This is a genomic window from Paenibacillus sp. S33 (genome assembly GCF_053615415.1).
The window spans coordinates 3,991,675-4,009,397 of sequence record NZ_JBSIEZ010000001.1 but is presented as its reverse complement, the minus strand read 5'-3'; the positions used below and the strand labels follow the sequence as shown (position 1 = coordinate 4,009,397).

The following is a 17,723-nucleotide window of genomic DNA, read 5'->3' as shown; positions in this document are numbered from 1 at the left end:
CAAGAAAAAGGGAAAGAGTGTGGATACCATGAAAAAATTTAGTTTTTTGCCGATTGTACTCATCGTGATGGCATTGCTGGTTTCGGCCTGCGGTAACAACGATAAAGGCGCCAGTAACAATAATGCATCTACCGGAGATAACGGATCTAATAATGGAAAAGCAGATACTACTGCTACAGCTACTCTTGAATCTGTAAAAGCAAGCGGCAAGCTAAGAATTGGCACGGAAGGCACCTATGCTCCGTTTACCTACCACGATGCTGCAGGTAAACTGACAGGCTTCGATGTCGATATTGCGACTGAAGTGAGCAAACGCCTGGGTGTACAACCGGAGTTTATCGAGACGCAATGGGACGGCATATTCGCAGGGTTGAACTCCAAGCGGTTTGACACGGTGTTCAATGAAGTATCCATTACAGATGAGCGCAAGCAAAAATATGATTTTTCTGATCCGTATATTGTCTCCAAGGCAGTTCTGATCGTAAGCGAAGACAATACAGACATCCAGAAATTTGCTGATCTAAAAGGGAAAAAGGCTGGGCAGTCCCTGACCAGTAACCTGACTCAAATCGCGAAAAGCAACGGCGCAGAAATTGTGGCAACAGAGGGATTCAACCAAGCCATTGACCTCCTGACTTCCAAGCGGGTGGATGCGACCGTCAATGATGGATTATCCTATCTTGATCTGAAAAAGCAAAAGCCTGACGCACCAATTAAAAAGGTGGACGAATCTTCAGATGCTTCACACAGCGCAGCTGTATTCAATAAAGGCAGCGAAGATTTGATCAAGGAAGTAAACAAAGCGCTGGCTGATATGAAGGCTGACGGTACGTACCTGAAAATTTCCGAGAAATATTTTGGAGCTGACGTATCCAAATAATAAATGAAGACCCAACGTTCGCCAAGTCGAACCGAATCTTCCCAAACCTATCTTTTCAAAGGATGTCTGTACAATGGATGATCGCCAAATACAAATCATTATCGATTCATTATTGCCTCTGCTTAAAGCAGGGGTTTCTTTTACGATTCCGCTCACGCTTATCTCCTTTGCTCTTGGACTCGTGCTGGCGCTGATTACAGCGTTGGCCCGGCTGTCCCAATGGAGAATACTCAAGCTGATTTTCGGCTTCTATGTATGGGTGATTCGAGGAACTCCTTTGCTGGTGCAATTGTATATCATTTTCTATGGTTTACCTTCCGTAGGTATTACACTGGACCCGTTTATTGCTTCAGTGATCGGCTTTACTCTCAGCGTAGGGGCTTATAGCTCTGAAATTATACGTGCGGCTATCATATCCATTCAGGAAGGCCAATGGGAGGCGGGGTACTCCTTGGGGATGACGCGATGGCAAGTATTGCGTCGTATCGTGCTTCCGCAAGCATCCCGTGTGTCCGTACCTCCGTTGGCTAATTCATTCATCAGCTTGGTGAAGGATACCTCACTGGCTGCGACCATCACCTATGTGGAAATGTTCAGAACGGCTAACCAGATTGTAGCTACCACATACGAACCGCTATTGGTGTATACCGAGGCGGGAGTTATTTACCTGCTGTTTAGCACCATTTTGACTGTGCTGCAAAATTACCTGGAGAAGCGACTAGGCCGTTTTTCCGTCAGATAAAGGAGATTGTACCGGTGATCCAAATTCGGAATATACACAAATCGTTCGGTTCGCTGGAAGTGCTTAAGGGTGTTGACGTGACGTTGGGTAAGGGGAAAGTGCTTGTTATCATCGGTCCTTCCGGCTCTGGTAAAACAACGCTTTTACGCTGCTTGAATTTGCTGGAGGTTCCTGACCAAGGAGAGATCCAAGTAGGGGATATTGCACTGAATTTTGCGAAAGGAACGAAGCTCCGGCAAGAAAACATTTTGGCGCTGCGCAAGCGGACAGGGATGGTATTTCAATCCTACAACCTCTTCCCGCATATGACAGCCGTACAAAATGTGATGGAGGGACAAGTCACGGTTCAGAAAAAGAGCAAGGACGAGGCGCGCAAACGTGCATTGGAATTGCTAAAAAAAGTGGGGTTGGCTGATAAAGCGGAATCCTATCCTCATCAGTTATCGGGAGGACAGCAGCAACGGGTCGGTATTGCCCGGGCAATGGCTGTCGAACCTGAGGTACTATTGTTCGACGAACCGACCTCTGCGCTTGATCCTGAGTTAGTAGGTGAGGTGCTTAAGGTCATAAAGCAACTAGCCGCTGAAGGGATGACCATGGTTATTGTCACCCATGAAATGAAGTTTGCAGCTGAGGTGGCGGACCATGTGATTTTGATGGATCAGGGTGTAATCGTTGAGCAGGGTACGCCGCATGAGGTTTTGGAGCAGCCGACCAGTTCGCGGGCTATTCAGTTTTTGAATCGTCTAAGCGGGGAAGCAGAATAAAGGGAATTTGAGTGTTTGTTAAATATAAGCGATTAGACAGAATAAAAAGGCAGCTACAGGCGGGCGTTGAAAAATAAGCCCCGCACCCGTAGCTGCCTTTTACTCATCAGTTGTCCTCTTTTATTTCATTTTTAATGTAAGCAAAAAAGTACCCAATAGAATACAACAGCCTGCTATGAATGGTGCGAACATATTTGTATCAAATAAAAATCCCGCTAGAGTGGGGCCGACAATATTCCCGACACTCATATAGGCATTATTCATACCAGCTACATATCCTTGCTCATTCCCTGCCATCTTCGATAATTGTGTATTAAGAGCTGGACGAAGCATAGCGGTAGCAAAGAAAATAAGGGAAGTGAGAAGAAAGATACTCCAAAAATCTATGGCGAAAAGAAACAAAATATAAGCAGCTGAGGTGAAAAGAAGCGAACCTTTGATCACCCTTTGTTCACCAAACTTATTAATTATTTTAGCAACAACTAGTGCCTGCATACCGACTCCGATCACAGCACCTGCGGTTAGAATAATTGAAATATCTTGCGGCGAGAATTGGAAGCGGTTCGTTACATATAAACCAAGAACAGATTCAAAATTAGCGAGTCCAAAGGTCATCACCAGAACAAGTACAAAGAGCATCGCATACTTTGACCTTAACGATCTCACATATTGTTTGTACATAGATTCCTTCCGAGTAATTCTTGCCCGAGCTGCCTTCATTTGTTCTTTCGTCAAACTTTCAGGTAAACAAATCATTGAAAAAATAACTGCAATAATAGCCGCACCCGTTGCTATATACAGCGGCACTCTCGTTCCATATCCTGCAAGAAGACCTCCAAGTCCAGGACCGATGACAAATCCGAATGACATGGCTGCGGCTAGCAGGCTATTTCCTTTGGCACGTTCTTCGGTTGTTGTAATATCCGCCACATATGCCATCATGGGCGGAATAATCAGGGCTGCTGCCATTCCTTCCAGAAGTCTTGAGGTATACAGCATCCATAACTCATCTCCGATAGCAAAGATAAATTTAGCTACAGCAAAAACAATGCCACCTACGACGATGAATGCTTTTCTCCCATATCGATCAGACAGTTGCCCAGTCATTGGAGAGAGCAGGAATTGTGTCACTCCATAGGCTGCTACCAATAAACCGATCGCCCGCCCACTGGCACCAAATTCAATGATCAGTTCTGGCAGGATGGGGGTAATTAAACCAACGCCCACCATAACGATGAAGATATTAATCATTAGGATTCCAAGTATTCTTTTCATGCAAAAAACCTCCTGATCCATTGGTTTCTGGATTTTTGGATAGGAGGTAGACGTACGAACAAGAAGATACACTGCTCCCGTCAAAGAAGCAATGCGCTTATCGTGAATACCCAAAGCCTACACTAATCCTATCCAGAAAATTCGTAAGATTACGATTTTTTCTTTGGTGGAATAGGATTAGTAGATCATTGGCTTAAGGTCACCCTTTCGATACTTTATTGTTTATCAATATAACATAAATTTCTTTATAAGGCAATGAGAGGATAAATCAGAAGAACCCAACACGTCCTTCGGCCACATTTTTTAACCAGTCCTGCTTGCGGCTCTTATCGAGCTCGCCTCGCATACCTTTGATAATCAGTTCAATATCGGCTTTTCCCTGCTCATGCCATTCCAGAGCAGTGCTGACATACAGTTCTCCGAGCTGAGCCAGGGAAAAACCGTCAGTCATGGCTGCCGCCTTCTGTGTACCTGTTTCCCCTGCAAAAACAAGGAAGTTACGCAGCTTGAGATATGCCAGTCGCAGCGCTTCGTCAGGCAAACTGATTTCATAAGCCCGGTCGAAACGCCCTGCCCGGTTCATCAGACCCGGGTCGATTTTTTCGGGATAATTGGTCGTTCCGATCAGGAAGATGCCCTCCTTGGATGTAGCACCGTCGAGGGTATTCAGGAAAAAGGAACGCACCTCCTGAGGCATGGAATCAATGTCCTCAATGACTAGCACCATCGGAGCCAGGCGAGTAGCCGCCTCGAACACCTCTTTGACCGATTCACTGGTTGTATACTCCGTAATTTGCCAGTAGGCTGCCGGACCCGGTACACTGCTGGCAATAGATTTTACAAGTGTTGTTTTACCGTTGCCCGGATGGCCATATAGCAAAATACCACGCTTATAAGGAATGTTATAAGTCTGATAGAAGGTACGATCCGCTTCAAAAAACTGATCGAGTGATCGGAAAATATCCCGTTTGATTTCCGCTTTCAAAATCACGTCATCCCGCGTAATTGCGCGGGTTATCGGCTCTGCCTGCCGAGAAAGTCCACGGCTTGTGTCGGTAAAAACGGTGACACGCTTCATATTCTGCTTACGTTCACGACCGCGTACTCCCGCGAGGAAGCCTTGCAGCTCCTGGTCGCCTATCGCAAATACGTAATCTTCATTGTACACGCCATTCTCACGGAAAAAGGGAACTCGCGCCAGCGCGATGCCCCACTTGGGGTAGGCGAATACATTATTACGCATCGACAGATGCACGCCGTATTCAGGAGTCGGTCCGTCATCGTCATACTGGATGGTGCGTTCCTCCAAACGATCGAAGACTCGTGCCACATGCTCCAGATCGGGACTGCCTGAACGAATGTCCTCCTCCAGCAGATCCCAATACTCAATATTGGGATCATCGCTGGCATACAGCACGTATTTTACGCCGTAGCGGTTATAGAGTGCTTCACTGATACCGTCGATCAGACGAGCATAAGCGGCATAACCGGTAATGCGTCCATCTGTACGTTCATCAAATTCGTAAATAGCTGGGATGTCTATACTCAAATTATTTGGCTCCTTTCAGGGCGGCCAGCGGCTTGCATTTGGCTACAACTGCTGCGAGTCCTGCCCCGGTGACACTTTCGATAATATCATCTACATTTTTGTAGGCCTGTGGAGACTCGTCGATAATGCTTTCCAGCGATGCCTGATTGACCACAATTTCGTCGTCTGTTCCTACACCCAGGGCCCCTGCAAAATCGTCCACACTGACGAGTCGTTTGGTCGCAGAACGCGAGCGAATCCGGCCTGCTCCATGGCAAATGGAGTGGAAGTTATCCTGACCGCCCGGTAAACCTACCATAATATAAGAGGCTGTCCCCATAGAGCCGGGGATCAGGGCTGGATGCCCTGTCGCCTGATAAGGCCGCGGATTGTCAGGGTGTCCTGCTGGAAGAGCACGCGTAGCACCTTTACGATGCACAAACACGCTGCCGTGATCCGGATGGGATTCCTCCCAAGCATAATTGTGCATTAGATCGTACAAAGTACGCAACTCGCACTTTGTACCAAAGACATCGCGGAAGGCTTCACGCACGGAGTATGCGATGAGATGTCGGTTCACCACAGCATAATTCAGCGCCGAATACATCATATCGACATAATGTGCAGCCTCGGGGTGATCCAGCGGTGCGAATACTAGTCTCGGGTCGGAGGTACCGAGCCCGAGACGGCTCATTGCCTTGGCAATGGCAGATGAACTGGCCTGGCTGACTGCTCCCCCCCAAGCCCGTGATCCCGAATGAATCATCACAGCCACCTGACCGTCGAACATCCCCCAAGCTTCAGCTGTTTCGCGGTTTTCCTCTGCGATTTCAATCGCCTGGATTTCGACGAAGTGATTGCCTCCACCCAGCGTGCCGAGCTGTCGGTGAGCCCGATGCCACGTACGATCTTCGACAAGATTTAGCACCTCCTCGTCAAAGGAGAACTTACTGTGTTCTACATGGGTGAGTGAGGTGGATTTCTTAGGAGTGTAGCTGTCCGGAATATATTTGTTGGGTAAGCCGTGCAGACCCTTGCGTACAATATGCTCCAGTCGGATATCCGAATAATGCCCGCGCTGGTGGGCTTCCATAGGCAAATATTTGTCGATGGTTTTGACCAGCTTACGGCGCAGCTTGGTTTCCTTCAAAGCATCCTTGTGCAGATTGGTCAGGTGTACGCGCATGCCGCAACCAATATCACTGCCAACGATGGAGGGAGATACATAGCCGTCCTCCATTCCCCATACAGCAGTCGTACCGATGCAGGTTCCGACGCCTACATGTACATCTGGTGTGTATCCCATATAGCGGATACCCGGAATTTGTAAATTGTTATTAGCCATCTCGAACACCTTGTAATCTAGTGAGGAGAAAAGTTGCTGAGAAGCATATACGGTCAGATCACCTGCCGGAAGCTTCATCAGATGGCTGTATGGTCCTTCATGCAAGGACGAGTCGGTTGTATGTTGTATATTCATATAAATGGGTAGTTCCCTTCTTCAAGTAAATTCATAAATACTTGCATAAAAGATTAAAAAAACAAAAAAACCGCAGACTTGTCGTCTACGGCTTCCTGCACCGAAAGTGTCATTACATTTTATGATCAACACATCATAAATACGTAAAATAACCTGTTCTTCCAATAGCATGAAAAAATAAAAAAGCCTGGCTAATCACGCCGTCAGACAGCGTGATATCACCCATCATGTCGCCCGAACGGGGCCGATGAGACGAAAACTCAAATATGTGGTTGTGCTATGCTGCCTGTCTGTCGTTATCATGTAAAGCTCAGTCATGTCTGTCGGCCCCCTTTTCTTAAAGTTAATTGCTATGTTAATGGAAACCTGTGGAAGCTGTCAACCCTGAAAGGTAGAAGTGTGGGGAAATGTGACTTTACTCACGGTCCAAGTGTGAGTAACATCATAGTTCAATTGGCCCAAAGCTGATAATGTACTAAATATTCAAATATTCAGATATTGTTGAACGTTTATAGGACAATTCTGTGAGGGGGACGGAGCAGGCATGGAAGGAGATCTCCAGAAATTTAAGGCCGACTTTTTCAAAGCATTGGCTCACCCTCTGCGCATCCGCATTTTGGAGGTGCTGAGTGAAGGGGAACGGAATGTGAACGAGCTACAGACTGCGCTCGGTTCCGAAGGTTCTGCCGTATCGCAGCAATTGGCCGTTTTACGAGCCAAAAATTTGGTGAACAGTTTCAAGGAAGGTACATCGGTCGTGTATTCACTACGTGATCCGCTTTTGAAGGAGCTGCTTGCGGTGGCGCGGCGGATTTTTGACAATCATTTGGTCGAAGCGATCTCGTTGCTGGAAGGTATACGTAACGAGAAGTAATGCTATTACAGAAAAGAAGGGTTACAGGAATGAAGTGGATAGGAAGGTTCGAAGGCTATAACGCAGGGGCTTTGCGTAAGGATCTCATTTCCGGAAGTATTGTAGCGATTGTGGCGATTCCGCTTGGTATGGCGTTTGCCATTGCATCAGGAGTAAAGCCGGAATATGGGCTGTATACGACCATTGTTGCGGGAATTTTGGTTTCGCTGCTGGGAGGGTCAAAATTCCAGATCGGAGGACCTACGGGTGCATTTATTCCGATTTTGCTGGCTATTGTCATGCAATACGGTTATGAGAACCTACTCATAGCCGGTTTTATGGCGGGCATTATGCTCATTTTAATGGGTGTGCTAAGGCTGGGGGCACTGATTAAGTTTATTCCCAAGCCAGTAACAATTGGCTTTACGGCCGGAATTGCCGTAACGATATTCAGCGGTCAGATTGCTAACTTTCTCGGCTTGCGCGGGGTAGAGCGGCATGAAACTTTTCTGCCTTCCATGGCAGAGCTCATCCATCGACTTCCTTCACTGAATGTATATAGTATCCTGACGGCTTGTATCTGTCTTGCCGCGCTTATTTTGGTGCCTAAAAAATGGCCCAAGATACCCGGCTCACTGGTTGGTCTACTCTTGTCAACACTGGTGGCAGCTTTACTTTTTCCAGGGCAGGTGGCTACGATTGGCTCTGCGTATGGCGCAATTCCAGCATCTTTGCCTGAGCTACATATTCCTGTGATGACGTGGGATTTGATCGTGAAACTCTTGCCGCCAGCACTTGTTATTGCAATGCTGGGAGCTATTGAATCTTTGCTTTCAGCGGTGGTAGCTGACGGTATGACGGGAGCCCGGCATAACAGCAATCGTGAACTGGTTGGACAAGGGATAGCTAATTTGCTGACACCGCTGTTCGGCGGCATTCCTGCGACAGGTGCAATTGCCCGCACCGCCACAAATATCCGTAACGGTGCTGTTTCTCCTATGTCAGGCATCGTACATGGGTTCGTGGTGCTCCTCATCCTGGTGCTTTTCGCACCTTATGCGTCTAACATTCCGTTGGCCAGTATGGCTCCGGTGCTGATGGTAGTAGCTTGGAATATGAGTGAGCGCAAGCATTTTGCGCACATTCTCAAAACGCGGACAGCGGATTCTATTGTGCTGGTTGTCACCTTTTTGCTGACAGTTTTTACGACGCTGACAACGGCTGTGGAGGTAGGTTTAATTCTGGCAGTTGTATTGTTTGTTAAACGTATGAGCAGTACACTTTCAGTAGATAAGGTACTTCCTGATCCTTCTGTAAAACATGAAAAAGTAGGCGCCCATATGGTCACAGATCAGCATGATTGTCCACAGGTGGCTATTTACAATGTGGAAGGCCCTTTATTTTTCGGTGCAGCCTCGGTATTGGAAAACTCAGGTGTGGGAGGTCGGACTGACCACCTACAAGGGATTTTGTTGTTGCGTATGGGGAAGGTCCCTTTTATGGATATGACGGGAGAAGGTAACTTTACCGCATTAATTCAGAAATACCGGCAGTCTGGCGGAACGGTGCTTGTTTCCGGGCTCCAGCCTCAACCGCTGGCATTACTACAGAAAACCGGATGCTACGACATGATTGGACAAAAGCATTTTTTCGAACATACAGGAGAGGCCCTGACGGCTGCCCTTGCGCTGGTGAATCAGGATCATTGCTGTGGATGTAGGCAAATGGCTTTCCGAGAATGTACGAGTCTGTGCCGCAGATCGCAGCAAACCAAATCTTCCTTTCCAGATGGAGCCGTTTCGGTTCCCATACCTGTAAATGGCGGCAGATAACACTCTTTTAAATTTGTTGCTGAATGCCGAAAAATCTCTTCTAATCCCCGAAACCAAGTGCATAATGAAGACTTGCATTTGTTTCGAAAATGGAAGAGATTTTTCTCTTCTTCAAGAAAAAAAGGAATAAAATTCAAAAAATGCTTGAATATCTGATTTTATGACACTATACTAGATTCAAAAGATACCATATGTTTCATTCTTTTGTTTTAAATTGTATTTTAATACTTGCACATTAACCTCCTCGATTACTTCTAAATTTCTTATCCTACCTTTCTCTTCATTTTTTTCACTTATCATTTTCAAACTTGTTCACCTGTTTCTACCCGATGCTCGTTCTTTACGGTCTGCACCAAGGGTTGTTCACCTCAGAATGATGACCTATGGATATCACCCCGGCGGAATCTATATTTTTTAAAGGAGGTGAGTACCAGAGGCTATTTTGTGAGCTTTTGACGTAGCTGCCCGGAAGGCTGTCCTTGAGAATTAAAAAACCAAGTAAAGGGAGATGGATAGTATTGATTAAGTCGAAAAATATCAAAAAGACGCTGTCGGTCAGTTTTACCGCTCTTCTTGCTTTTTCTCTGATTTCTCCGGTATATGGTGATTCCAGCACAACCACCTCAGCAGGAGCATCGACGATTTCCGCCAAGGTTTCTGCCAAGCTGAACCAACAATTCAGTGCCAGTGAGTATGTCACCTATCTGGTTAAATTAAAAGATCAGGTGGATACGGAGTCAGTTGCCAAGCATGCTTTCCAAAAGGCCTCTGCAGAGCAAGTTTCACCCGCTGCTGCTAAGCTTTCTGTACGTACAACGGTTGTGAACTCTCTCATGGATACAGCAGAAAAAACGCAACAACCCGTGGAGGAATACTTAAAGAAGGAAGTCAATAACGGAAACGTCAAAAAGTACAAGAGTTACTTTATCGTGAACGCATTTGCGGTAACCAGCACCAAAGAGGTCATGGATAATCTCGCCACACTTCCTGAGATCGACAAAATTTTACCGGACGAAAAGCGGGAACTGCAAAAGGTAGAAATAGATAAGGATGCCCAGCCCGTAGTTGAGGAATCTACAGCTGACCAAGCGGTTGCAGATCAAGCCGCTGTAGATACGGCTGTGACGGAAGAGAATGCGCAAAAATCAGTGGAAGAATCCGTGTATAAGGATGCTGTAACGCCAAGCCGTGTCGAGTGGAATATCTCTAAAATCAAAGCACCACAGGTTTGGGCCAAAGGCATCGACGGCAAAGGCATTGTAGTCGCCAATCTGGATACAGGCGTTGAATATACTCACCCGGCGTTGAAAAGAAAATGGCGTGGTCTGAACGCTTCCGGTCAGGTCGTTAATCCAGAACTGAGCTGGTATGATGCGGTTGATGGAGCATCACTGCCAACTGATTCAAATGGACATGGTACACATACGATGGGTACGAGCGTTGGCTCGGACAGCAACGGTACGAATGAAATCGGTGTTGCCCCTGGCGCCAAATGGATTGCGGTTCGAGTATTCAATCCAGATACGACCGACTCCATCTTACTGGACGGTGGACAGTGGATTCTTGCTCCTGTAGATAAAAACGGTAAAAAGCACCCTGAGCTTGCACCGGATGTGGTGAATAACTCTTGGGGCGGCGGACCTGGCCTGGATGAATGGTATCGTCCAGTCACCAAGGCGTGGAGAGCGGCTCAGATTTTCCCTGAGTTCTCCGCAGGCAACACAACATTGTCCAATCCGGGCGGACCTGGGTCTGTAGCCAATCCGGCAAATCTGCCGGAAGCCTATGCGACAGGAGCCACCGACGTTAACAACAAGCTGGCCAGCTTCTCGCTGCGCGGTCCTTCTCCTTATGGCGAAGTGAAGCCTGAAATCTCGGCTCCTGGTGTCAACATCCGTTCTTCTGTACCGGGCGGAGTGTATGAGGGGGGATGGAACGGTACCTCCATGGCAGGCCCGCATACTGCTGGATTAGCAGCATTACTGCTTCAGGCCAAACCATCTTTGACTGTGGATCAACTGGAGGATGTTATTTCAAAAACAGCAACACCGCTGACAGACAGCCAGTATCGGACTTCACCGAACAATGGTTACGGATATGGTCTGATTGACGCGCTTGCTGCGGTGAACTCCGTACTTAAGTGAGGATTTTGCAAAAATCCCATAAGCGACGGCCAATGAACAAGATATAGAGCGAAAGATAGGATTAAGAAAGACCCCCGAAAATCCCTTTGAGCGGCTCGTACAGAGATTGCATACACCTGTTAACCGTGTAATGCACTATTACGTAGCCGCAAAAAAGGGGTTTTCGTACATAAAAGAATATAAAAGTCATAGAATTTCAAGAAAAATGCAAAAAAATGACTTGTATATCTGTTTTGATAACTTTATACTATTCCATAATATATGATTATATATCAATTTTTAATATAAACTGTAATGATATAACATGTTTTTCTTCGAAGTTCTCCTGCTTGTTCTCCTTGGTTTCTACTAAATTTCATCGCTTCCTATTGGAATTGTAAACTCACCTATGAAGTACCACCACCTATGAACAGCCAAATATTTTTGTGCCTCTATATTCTATGAAGGAGGTGGTCGCCAACCACATCGTGTTGCGCAACCCGTGTGTTTGATGTGTAAGGTATGAGGTCTTACTCTGTACAGGTTATTCCAGAAACATTAAACCTAGTAAAAGGAGTGGAGAAGTAATTGATTAAACCTAAACGATTCAAGAAACCACTATCTATCGGACTATCTTTGCTAATGGCCTTTTCCTTTGTTCAACCTGCTTTGGCGAATAACACACCGGATGGCTCCAAGCTGGAGCTGAAATCAGCCTCGCACAAGGTCACGACCGCGAAGGTATCCCCGAAACTGACCAAACAGTTTGAGGAGAATAACTATGTTACCTATCTGGTCAAATTAAAAGAACAGGTAGACACCAACAAGGTTTCCAAAAATGCTCTCCAAAAGGCCTCACTTGAGAAAATAACACCTTCCGCTGCCAAAATGGCTGCACGCAGCCATGTGATCAGTTCTCTGCGTGAAACGGCTTCAAGAACCCAATATGGGCTTGGAAATTATTTGGATAAGCAATCAGAGAGCGGCGGAGTGAAGGAATATAAAAGCTTTTTTATTGTCAATGCATTGGCTGTAACGAGCACCAAGGAGGTGCTGGATCATATTTCGCAGTTGCCTGAGGTCGATAAAGTCTTGCCGAATGAAACGCGTTATCTGCAAAAGGTGACGGTTGACAAGCAAGCAGAGGGAGCAAATGCCAAAACGGCTGAAACGGCTGAAACAGCCACAGCAGCAACCGCGAAGTCTGCAACGGTAGAGAAGGCTGTAGAGCTGGAGAAGGACGATGGCAAAACATCGGCTAAGCCTGGCAATGCAGGTAAGAACGCTGTAGACCCATCTACGGTGGAATGGAACATATCCCATATTAACGCACCACAAGTGTGGGAAAAGGGAATTGACGGAACCGGAATCGTGGTTGCCAATCTGGATACAGGTGTAGATTATACACATCCGGCCCTTCATCGTAAATGGCGGGGTTTGGACGCGGCAGGCAATGTCGTGAATCCCGAGCTGAGCTGGTACGATCCGCATAGTCATGCGACGCTTCCGGTCGATCAGGAAGACGATTCCCATGGTACACATACGATGGGCACGATGGTCGGCTCTGAGGAAAACGGAACGAATCGAGTTGGCGTTGCACCTGGTGCGAAGTGGATTGCGGTTCGGATTTTTAATCCGGAAACGACGGATGCGATTATACTGGATGGTGGTCAATGGCTGCTTGCGCCAAAAGATGCCCAAGGGAATCTTCATCCCGAGCTTGCTCCAGACGTAGTGAACAACTCGTGGGGAGGTGGACCGGGTCTTGATGAATGGTTCCGGCCTGTGGTTCAGGCATGGCGGGATGCTCAAATCTTCCCCGAATTCTCCGCAGGTAATACCTCTCTTTCCAATCCGGGCGGACCTGCCTCGGTAGCCAATCCGGCAAACTATCCGGAATCCTTCGCTACTGGAGCCACGGATAGCAATGATAATCTGGCCAGCTTCTCATTGTTAGGACCATCACCCTATGGTGAGGTGAAGCCAGAAGTTTCCGCACCGGGTGTTAATATCCGGTCATCTGTCGCTGGTGGCGCCTATAAAGGCGGGTATAACGGTACTTCCATGGCGGGACCCCATGTTGCGGGCCTTGCAGCTCTGTTGCTGCAAGCGAATCATTCGCTTACCGTAGATCAGCTTGAGGAAATTTTGATGAACACAGCTACACCGCGCACGGACAGCACATATCCTACATCGCCAAATAATGGCTACGGACATGGTGTCATTAATGCGCTGGATGCAGTCGGTTCGGTCATGCAAGGTCTGGGCTCCGTGTCTGGTAAAGTTGTAACGGGTGGCGACGATCTGGAAGCACCTGTTCTCGAGCATACACCGCCCGCAGCGGCATTCGAGGGTATTGATATACCTCTGACTGCTCATGTAACGGATGATGTCGGCGTGACAGCCGTTGAGGCATTTGCCAAAACAGCAGGTACGTCAAACTATGTATATATTCCGTTGGAACGGACCTCCGGCGACAGTAAAGATGGTACATATCAAGCGTCTATCCCGACTTTTTTGGTGGACAGCGCTGGTCTGGAATACTATATTCGTGTAAATGATTATGGTAATAATGGATTTGAAACTGAAGTATACCAGGTTAAAATCTCCAAAGGCGTAAAACCAGGCTACACACAAGACTTCGAAAAAGACATTGCCGGTATTAATATCGGTGGACAGGGCAGTGTTTGGAAATGGGGAACTCCGACAAGCGGCCCTAAAAGCGCACATTCGGGTACAAAGGTCATCGCGACTAATCTCGAAGGCCAATATCTGGCCAACTCCAACAGTTATTTTATGGCCCCTCCGATTGATCTGACCGAGAGCTCAAAAGGGGCACTGGTCAGCTTCAAGCATTGGTACGATCTTGAAAACAATTCTGATTTCGGCAAAGTGTACGTAGCAACCACAAACAATCAGAATGCGTTTGAGCAGGTATTATCGTTTACTGGCACCAGCAACGGCTGGAAAACACAATATCTTGATTTGCGGGCATTCGCGGGTCAAAAGGTATACCTCCTGTTCAACTTTACGAGTGACAATACGGTTGTGAAAGATGGCTGGTATATTGACGATCTGTCGATTCAGGAGCCAGACACCGTTGCACCTGCTGCGCCGAGCAATTTGACTGCTGAAGCAGATACTGTGGGCAACGTCACACTGGCCTGGAATGCTTCCTCCGATGAGGATGTAAAGCAGTACAAGGTGTATCGTTCTACCCAATCAGGCAAAAATTATACTTCCATCGGTACAACCTCAGCACTGACACTCACAGATACCATCACGGTCGGTGGAGCGACCTATCATTATGCAGTGGCGGCTGAGGATTATAGTGGCAATGAAGGAATCAAGTCGAATGAGGCTTCTCTGAGAGTAGACGTGCCAGATACGCTGTATAGCGATCATTTTGACGGCAGCTCGGATAATGGCTGGACTCATTCCGGTACCAAGGATGAGTGGGAACGCGGCATTCCCAAGGAAGTAGGACCAGAGAGCGCAGCGTCCAGACCCAATGTGTGGGCAACCGATCTTGATAGCAATTATGAGAACGGAGCTGAATTTTCGCTGGTTTCTCCCAAAATTAATTTGCAGGCTGTACGCAACGCAACACTGACCTTCAATCACTGGTTTGAAATTGAGGCCGGCTATGATTACGGTTATGTGGAAGTGTCCAAAAACAATGGTGACACGTGGAGCGAGCTGGGCAAATTCTCTCACAACACGAATGGGAAAAAGTGGACTCCAGTTTATTACAATCTGGATAGCTACACCGGCAATGAGGTCCAAATTCGCTTCCGTTTGAAATCGGATAACAGTGTGAACAAGAACGGCTGGTACATTGACGATTTCCGTGTGCTGGGCATTCCAGCTGCGACAGTGACCAAGGACATCGTACCTGAGTCGAATATCAAGCTGGAAAAAGCGGAAGAACAATTCCCGCTGTACAAAATTACAAGCACTGAAAAGAGTGAATTCCAGGAGAAAGTGAAGCCGGCAGAAACAACGGTGGATAGTGGACGTGTCGGTCTCGACAGTCTTCCAGCCAGCGCTACGGTTACGGTATTGGAAACCGGACGTTCGGTGAAAACGGATCCGACCACGGGCAAATACAGCTTCACCCATGTAGCAGGCGACTATACGCTGAAGGCTGAAGCCTATGGTTATGTGCCTCAAACGAAAGCAGTCACGATTGAGAATAACAAAGTCATCAGAGCAAACTTTAGTCTTCAGGCCGTACCTCACGGTACGATTCATGGGGTCATTACCGACAAGCAATCCGGTGAACCGATCCAAAAAGCGAAAGTGTTGGTGCTGGAGGATGCGCGTATTGCTCCGGTAGAGACGAATGAGGCTGGAGAATTTACGCTGGACGTGCTGGAAGGAACATACACATTGTCCATTTCAGCTGAGAATTATTATAGCGACAGTGTATCCGTTACTGCTCCTCCGAACGGTAGTGTGGTAGCGAATGTCACGTTGAAACCTTTTATCGGGTTCCAGGGAGGCATTGCCTACGATGACGGGACAGGAGAAAATGCTAGAGCCTTTAACGCGGCAGGCAATTCATGGGCAGTCAGAATGACGCCTGAGTCGGAAGTGGCTCAAGTGACAGGAGCATCGCTTTTGTTCTGGAACTCTGCCTTTCCGAATCCGGGAGGAACGGCATTTCAATATTCTATCTATGACGCCTCCGGTGCGGCAGGAGCACCTGGACGATTATTGGCTGGTCCATTCGACGGGACTGCCGTAAGGGATGAGACACAATGGACGACGGTGCAGCTTCCAGAGCCGGTGACGGTTCAAGGTGACTTCTACATCGTATATACACAGTCTGCTGTAGGCACACAGTCGCCAGGTCTTGCTACAGATGAGAGTGGCCCGAATGCACTTCGCAGCTGGCAAGGTGTAAGCGGAGCATGGAGCCAATCACCTGAGGAGGAAGGGAACTACATGATCCGGGCTATCGTCAGATATCCGGTGAATGCTCCAACGATTACGACTCCTACGAAGGCTACGTATACGCAGGAAGAGTCGATTACCGTAACAGGAACTTCCCCGGCAGAAGGAGCCGATATTCAGCTCTTTAACGGTAAGGAGCTGGCTGGCACAACGAAAGTGAAGGATCGTCAGTTCAGTTTGTCGGTTGATCTTCAGCCAGGTGCTAATCCGCTAAGTGTTCAAGCAGCGGTATACGGCAAATTAACGGATCGTTCCGAAACGGTAGTTGTGACGCTCGATCAGACTAAACCGGGTCTGATCCTGACTTCTCCTGATGAAGGAGTCCGTACGAACGCAGGTGTAGTTAGTGTTGTTGGTACCGTGTACGACGAGTTCCTCACCGAATTGTCGATTAACGGTGAGCCCGCTGAATTTGGAAGTGATGGCAGCTTTAACAAGCGATTGCTTATCAACGAAGGCGAAAATCAAATTACGGTGACGGCCAAGGATCTTGCCGAAAACGAAACAACCGTTACGCGCTCGGTGTATGTCGATACAGCTCTGCCGAAGCTTGAAAACATTAGCCCTGCGGAGGATGTGCGTATTACTCCAGGGCAGCCGGTACGAGTATCCTTTGACAGTGCATCCGGTTTGGAGGCATCCTTCCATGTGGAGCTGCCTTTCAACCTGTCCACTTTGGGCCGCAACGATATTCCAATAAATGAAACTTCGTCAGGCCACTATGAAGGTACTTATTTCACTTCATCTTCTCTGAATCTGGAAGGCGGAGTCATCGTGATCCGGGTAAGGGATGCAGCGGGAAATGAAGTGGAGACGGAGGCGCCAGGAAAATTGTATGTAACCAATGGTGGAGGACAGAACCCTGATCCGAATCCACCTACATCCAATGAAAAGCCAGTAGCCATTATTCAGGCTAATGAATCAGCTAAGAAGAACAAAAATGTACAATTTAACGCCAAAGCTTCCCGTGATGTAGATGGTGAAATCGTCAGCTACAGCTGGAATTTTGGCGATGGCGATTCGGCAGTCGGTTCCAAGGTGAAGCATAAATTCACCACAGCTGGAACGTATACCGTAGAGCTAACGGTGACGGATAATGACGGCGCAAGCGGTAAGACTGTGCATACGATCACAATCCGTTAACAGCCAGTAGGAAAGGGAAGGCTTCTTTTAGAATAACAATGAAGGCCCACAGCAGCCACGGTTTATAGAGGTTGCTGTGGGCCATTTTTAATTGTCGAGCCGTTCAGGAAGCGATACAATGAATAATGCTCATAAAGTGAA

The 17,723-nt window shown here is 47.5% G+C and carries 10 protein-coding genes; 7 read left to right on the top strand and 3 right to left on the bottom strand.

All coding sequences use genetic code 11. The annotated features are described in order from the left end of the window. The first annotated feature begins 28 nt into the window (after positions 1 to 28). The 3 genes from ACWGXJ_RS18240 (at position 29) to ACWGXJ_RS18230 (ending at position 2,389) form a co-directional block, all read left to right on the top strand. A complete protein-coding gene (locus ACWGXJ_RS18240; protein WP_069290151.1) occupies positions 29 to 880 on the top strand; it encodes an amino acid ABC transporter substrate-binding protein in 852 nt (283 codons plus the stop codon). A 73-nt stretch (positions 881 to 953) separates the two neighbouring features. Next, on the top strand, positions 954 to 1,622 hold the full coding sequence (locus ACWGXJ_RS18235) for an amino acid ABC transporter permease (protein ID WP_452567338.1): 669 nt from the start codon (positions 954 to 956) through the stop codon (positions 1,620 to 1,622). Between the two features lie 14 nt (positions 1,623 to 1,636). After that, positions 1,637 to 2,389, top strand: a complete 753-nt coding sequence (locus ACWGXJ_RS18230) for an amino acid ABC transporter ATP-binding protein (protein ID WP_254351061.1) — start codon at positions 1,637 to 1,639, stop codon at positions 2,387 to 2,389. Between the two features lie 120 nt (positions 2,390 to 2,509). On the opposite strand, the gene ACWGXJ_RS18225 is transcribed toward ACWGXJ_RS18230, so the two are convergent. From ACWGXJ_RS18225 to ACWGXJ_RS18215, 3 genes are all read right to left on the bottom strand, one after another. After that, positions 2,510 to 3,664, bottom strand: a complete 1,155-nt coding sequence (locus ACWGXJ_RS18225) for an MFS transporter (protein WP_452567337.1) — start codon at positions 3,662 to 3,664, stop codon at positions 2,510 to 2,512. A gap of 268 nt (positions 3,665 to 3,932) precedes the next feature. Then, the gene (locus ACWGXJ_RS18220) at positions 3,933 to 5,213 is read right to left on the bottom strand and encodes an AAA family ATPase (protein WP_250239969.1); all 1,281 of its coding nucleotides are present in this window, start codon (positions 5,211 to 5,213) and stop codon (positions 3,933 to 3,935) included. Position 5,214: 1 nt separating this feature from the next. Continuing rightward, positions 5,215 to 6,672 (bottom strand): RtcB family protein, encoded by a 1,458-nt coding sequence (locus ACWGXJ_RS18215; protein ID WP_336077507.1) that lies wholly within the window; start codon positions 6,670 to 6,672, stop codon positions 5,215 to 5,217. A 544-nt stretch (positions 6,673 to 7,216) separates the two neighbouring features. On the opposite strand from ACWGXJ_RS18215, the gene ACWGXJ_RS18210 reads away from it, so the two are divergent. The 4 genes from ACWGXJ_RS18210 to ACWGXJ_RS18195 all read left to right on the top strand — a co-directional run bounded on the left by ACWGXJ_RS18210 (position 7,217) and on the right by ACWGXJ_RS18195 (position 17,582). Beyond that, positions 7,217 to 7,546 carry an ArsR/SmtB family transcription factor gene (locus ACWGXJ_RS18210; RefSeq protein WP_061828729.1) on the top strand — a complete coding sequence of 110 codons (330 nt, stop codon included), beginning with the start codon at positions 7,217 to 7,219 and terminating at the stop codon, positions 7,544 to 7,546. 29 nt (positions 7,547 to 7,575) lie between these two features. After that, positions 7,576 to 9,357 carry a SulP family inorganic anion transporter gene (locus ACWGXJ_RS18205; protein WP_452567336.1) on the top strand — a complete coding sequence of 594 codons (1,782 nt, stop codon included), beginning with the start codon at positions 7,576 to 7,578 and terminating at the stop codon, positions 9,355 to 9,357. Positions 9,358 to 9,875: 518 nt separating this feature from the next. Then, positions 9,876 to 11,501 (top strand): S8 family serine peptidase, encoded by a 1,626-nt coding sequence (locus tag ACWGXJ_RS18200; RefSeq protein ID WP_452567335.1) that lies wholly within the window; start codon positions 9,876 to 9,878, stop codon positions 11,499 to 11,501. A 567-nt stretch (positions 11,502 to 12,068) separates the two neighbouring features. Then, positions 12,069 to 17,582, top strand: coding sequence for a S8 family serine peptidase (locus tag ACWGXJ_RS18195; protein WP_452567334.1), 5,514 nt, complete (start codon positions 12,069 to 12,071; stop codon positions 17,580 to 17,582). The last annotated feature ends 141 nt before the right edge of the window (positions 17,583 to 17,723 follow it).

Coding starts and splice junctions, on each gene's coding strand:
- ACWGXJ_RS18240 (WP_069290151.1), top strand. CDS start 29: ATGAAAAAATTTAGTTTTTTGCCGATTGTACTCATCGTGATGGCATTG.
- ACWGXJ_RS18235 (WP_452567338.1), top strand. CDS start 954: ATGGATGATCGCCAAATACAAATCATTATCGATTCATTATTGCCTCTG.
- ACWGXJ_RS18225 (WP_452567337.1), bottom strand. CDS start 3,664: ATGAAAAGAATACTTGGAATCCTAATGATTAATATCTTCATCGTTATG.
- ACWGXJ_RS18215 (WP_336077507.1), bottom strand. CDS start 6,672: ATGAATATACAACATACAACCGACTCGTCCTTGCATGAAGGACCATAC.
- ACWGXJ_RS18210 (WP_061828729.1), top strand. CDS start 7,217: ATGGAAGGAGATCTCCAGAAATTTAAGGCCGACTTTTTCAAAGCATTG.
- ACWGXJ_RS18205 (WP_452567336.1), top strand. CDS start 7,576: ATGAAGTGGATAGGAAGGTTCGAAGGCTATAACGCAGGGGCTTTGCGT.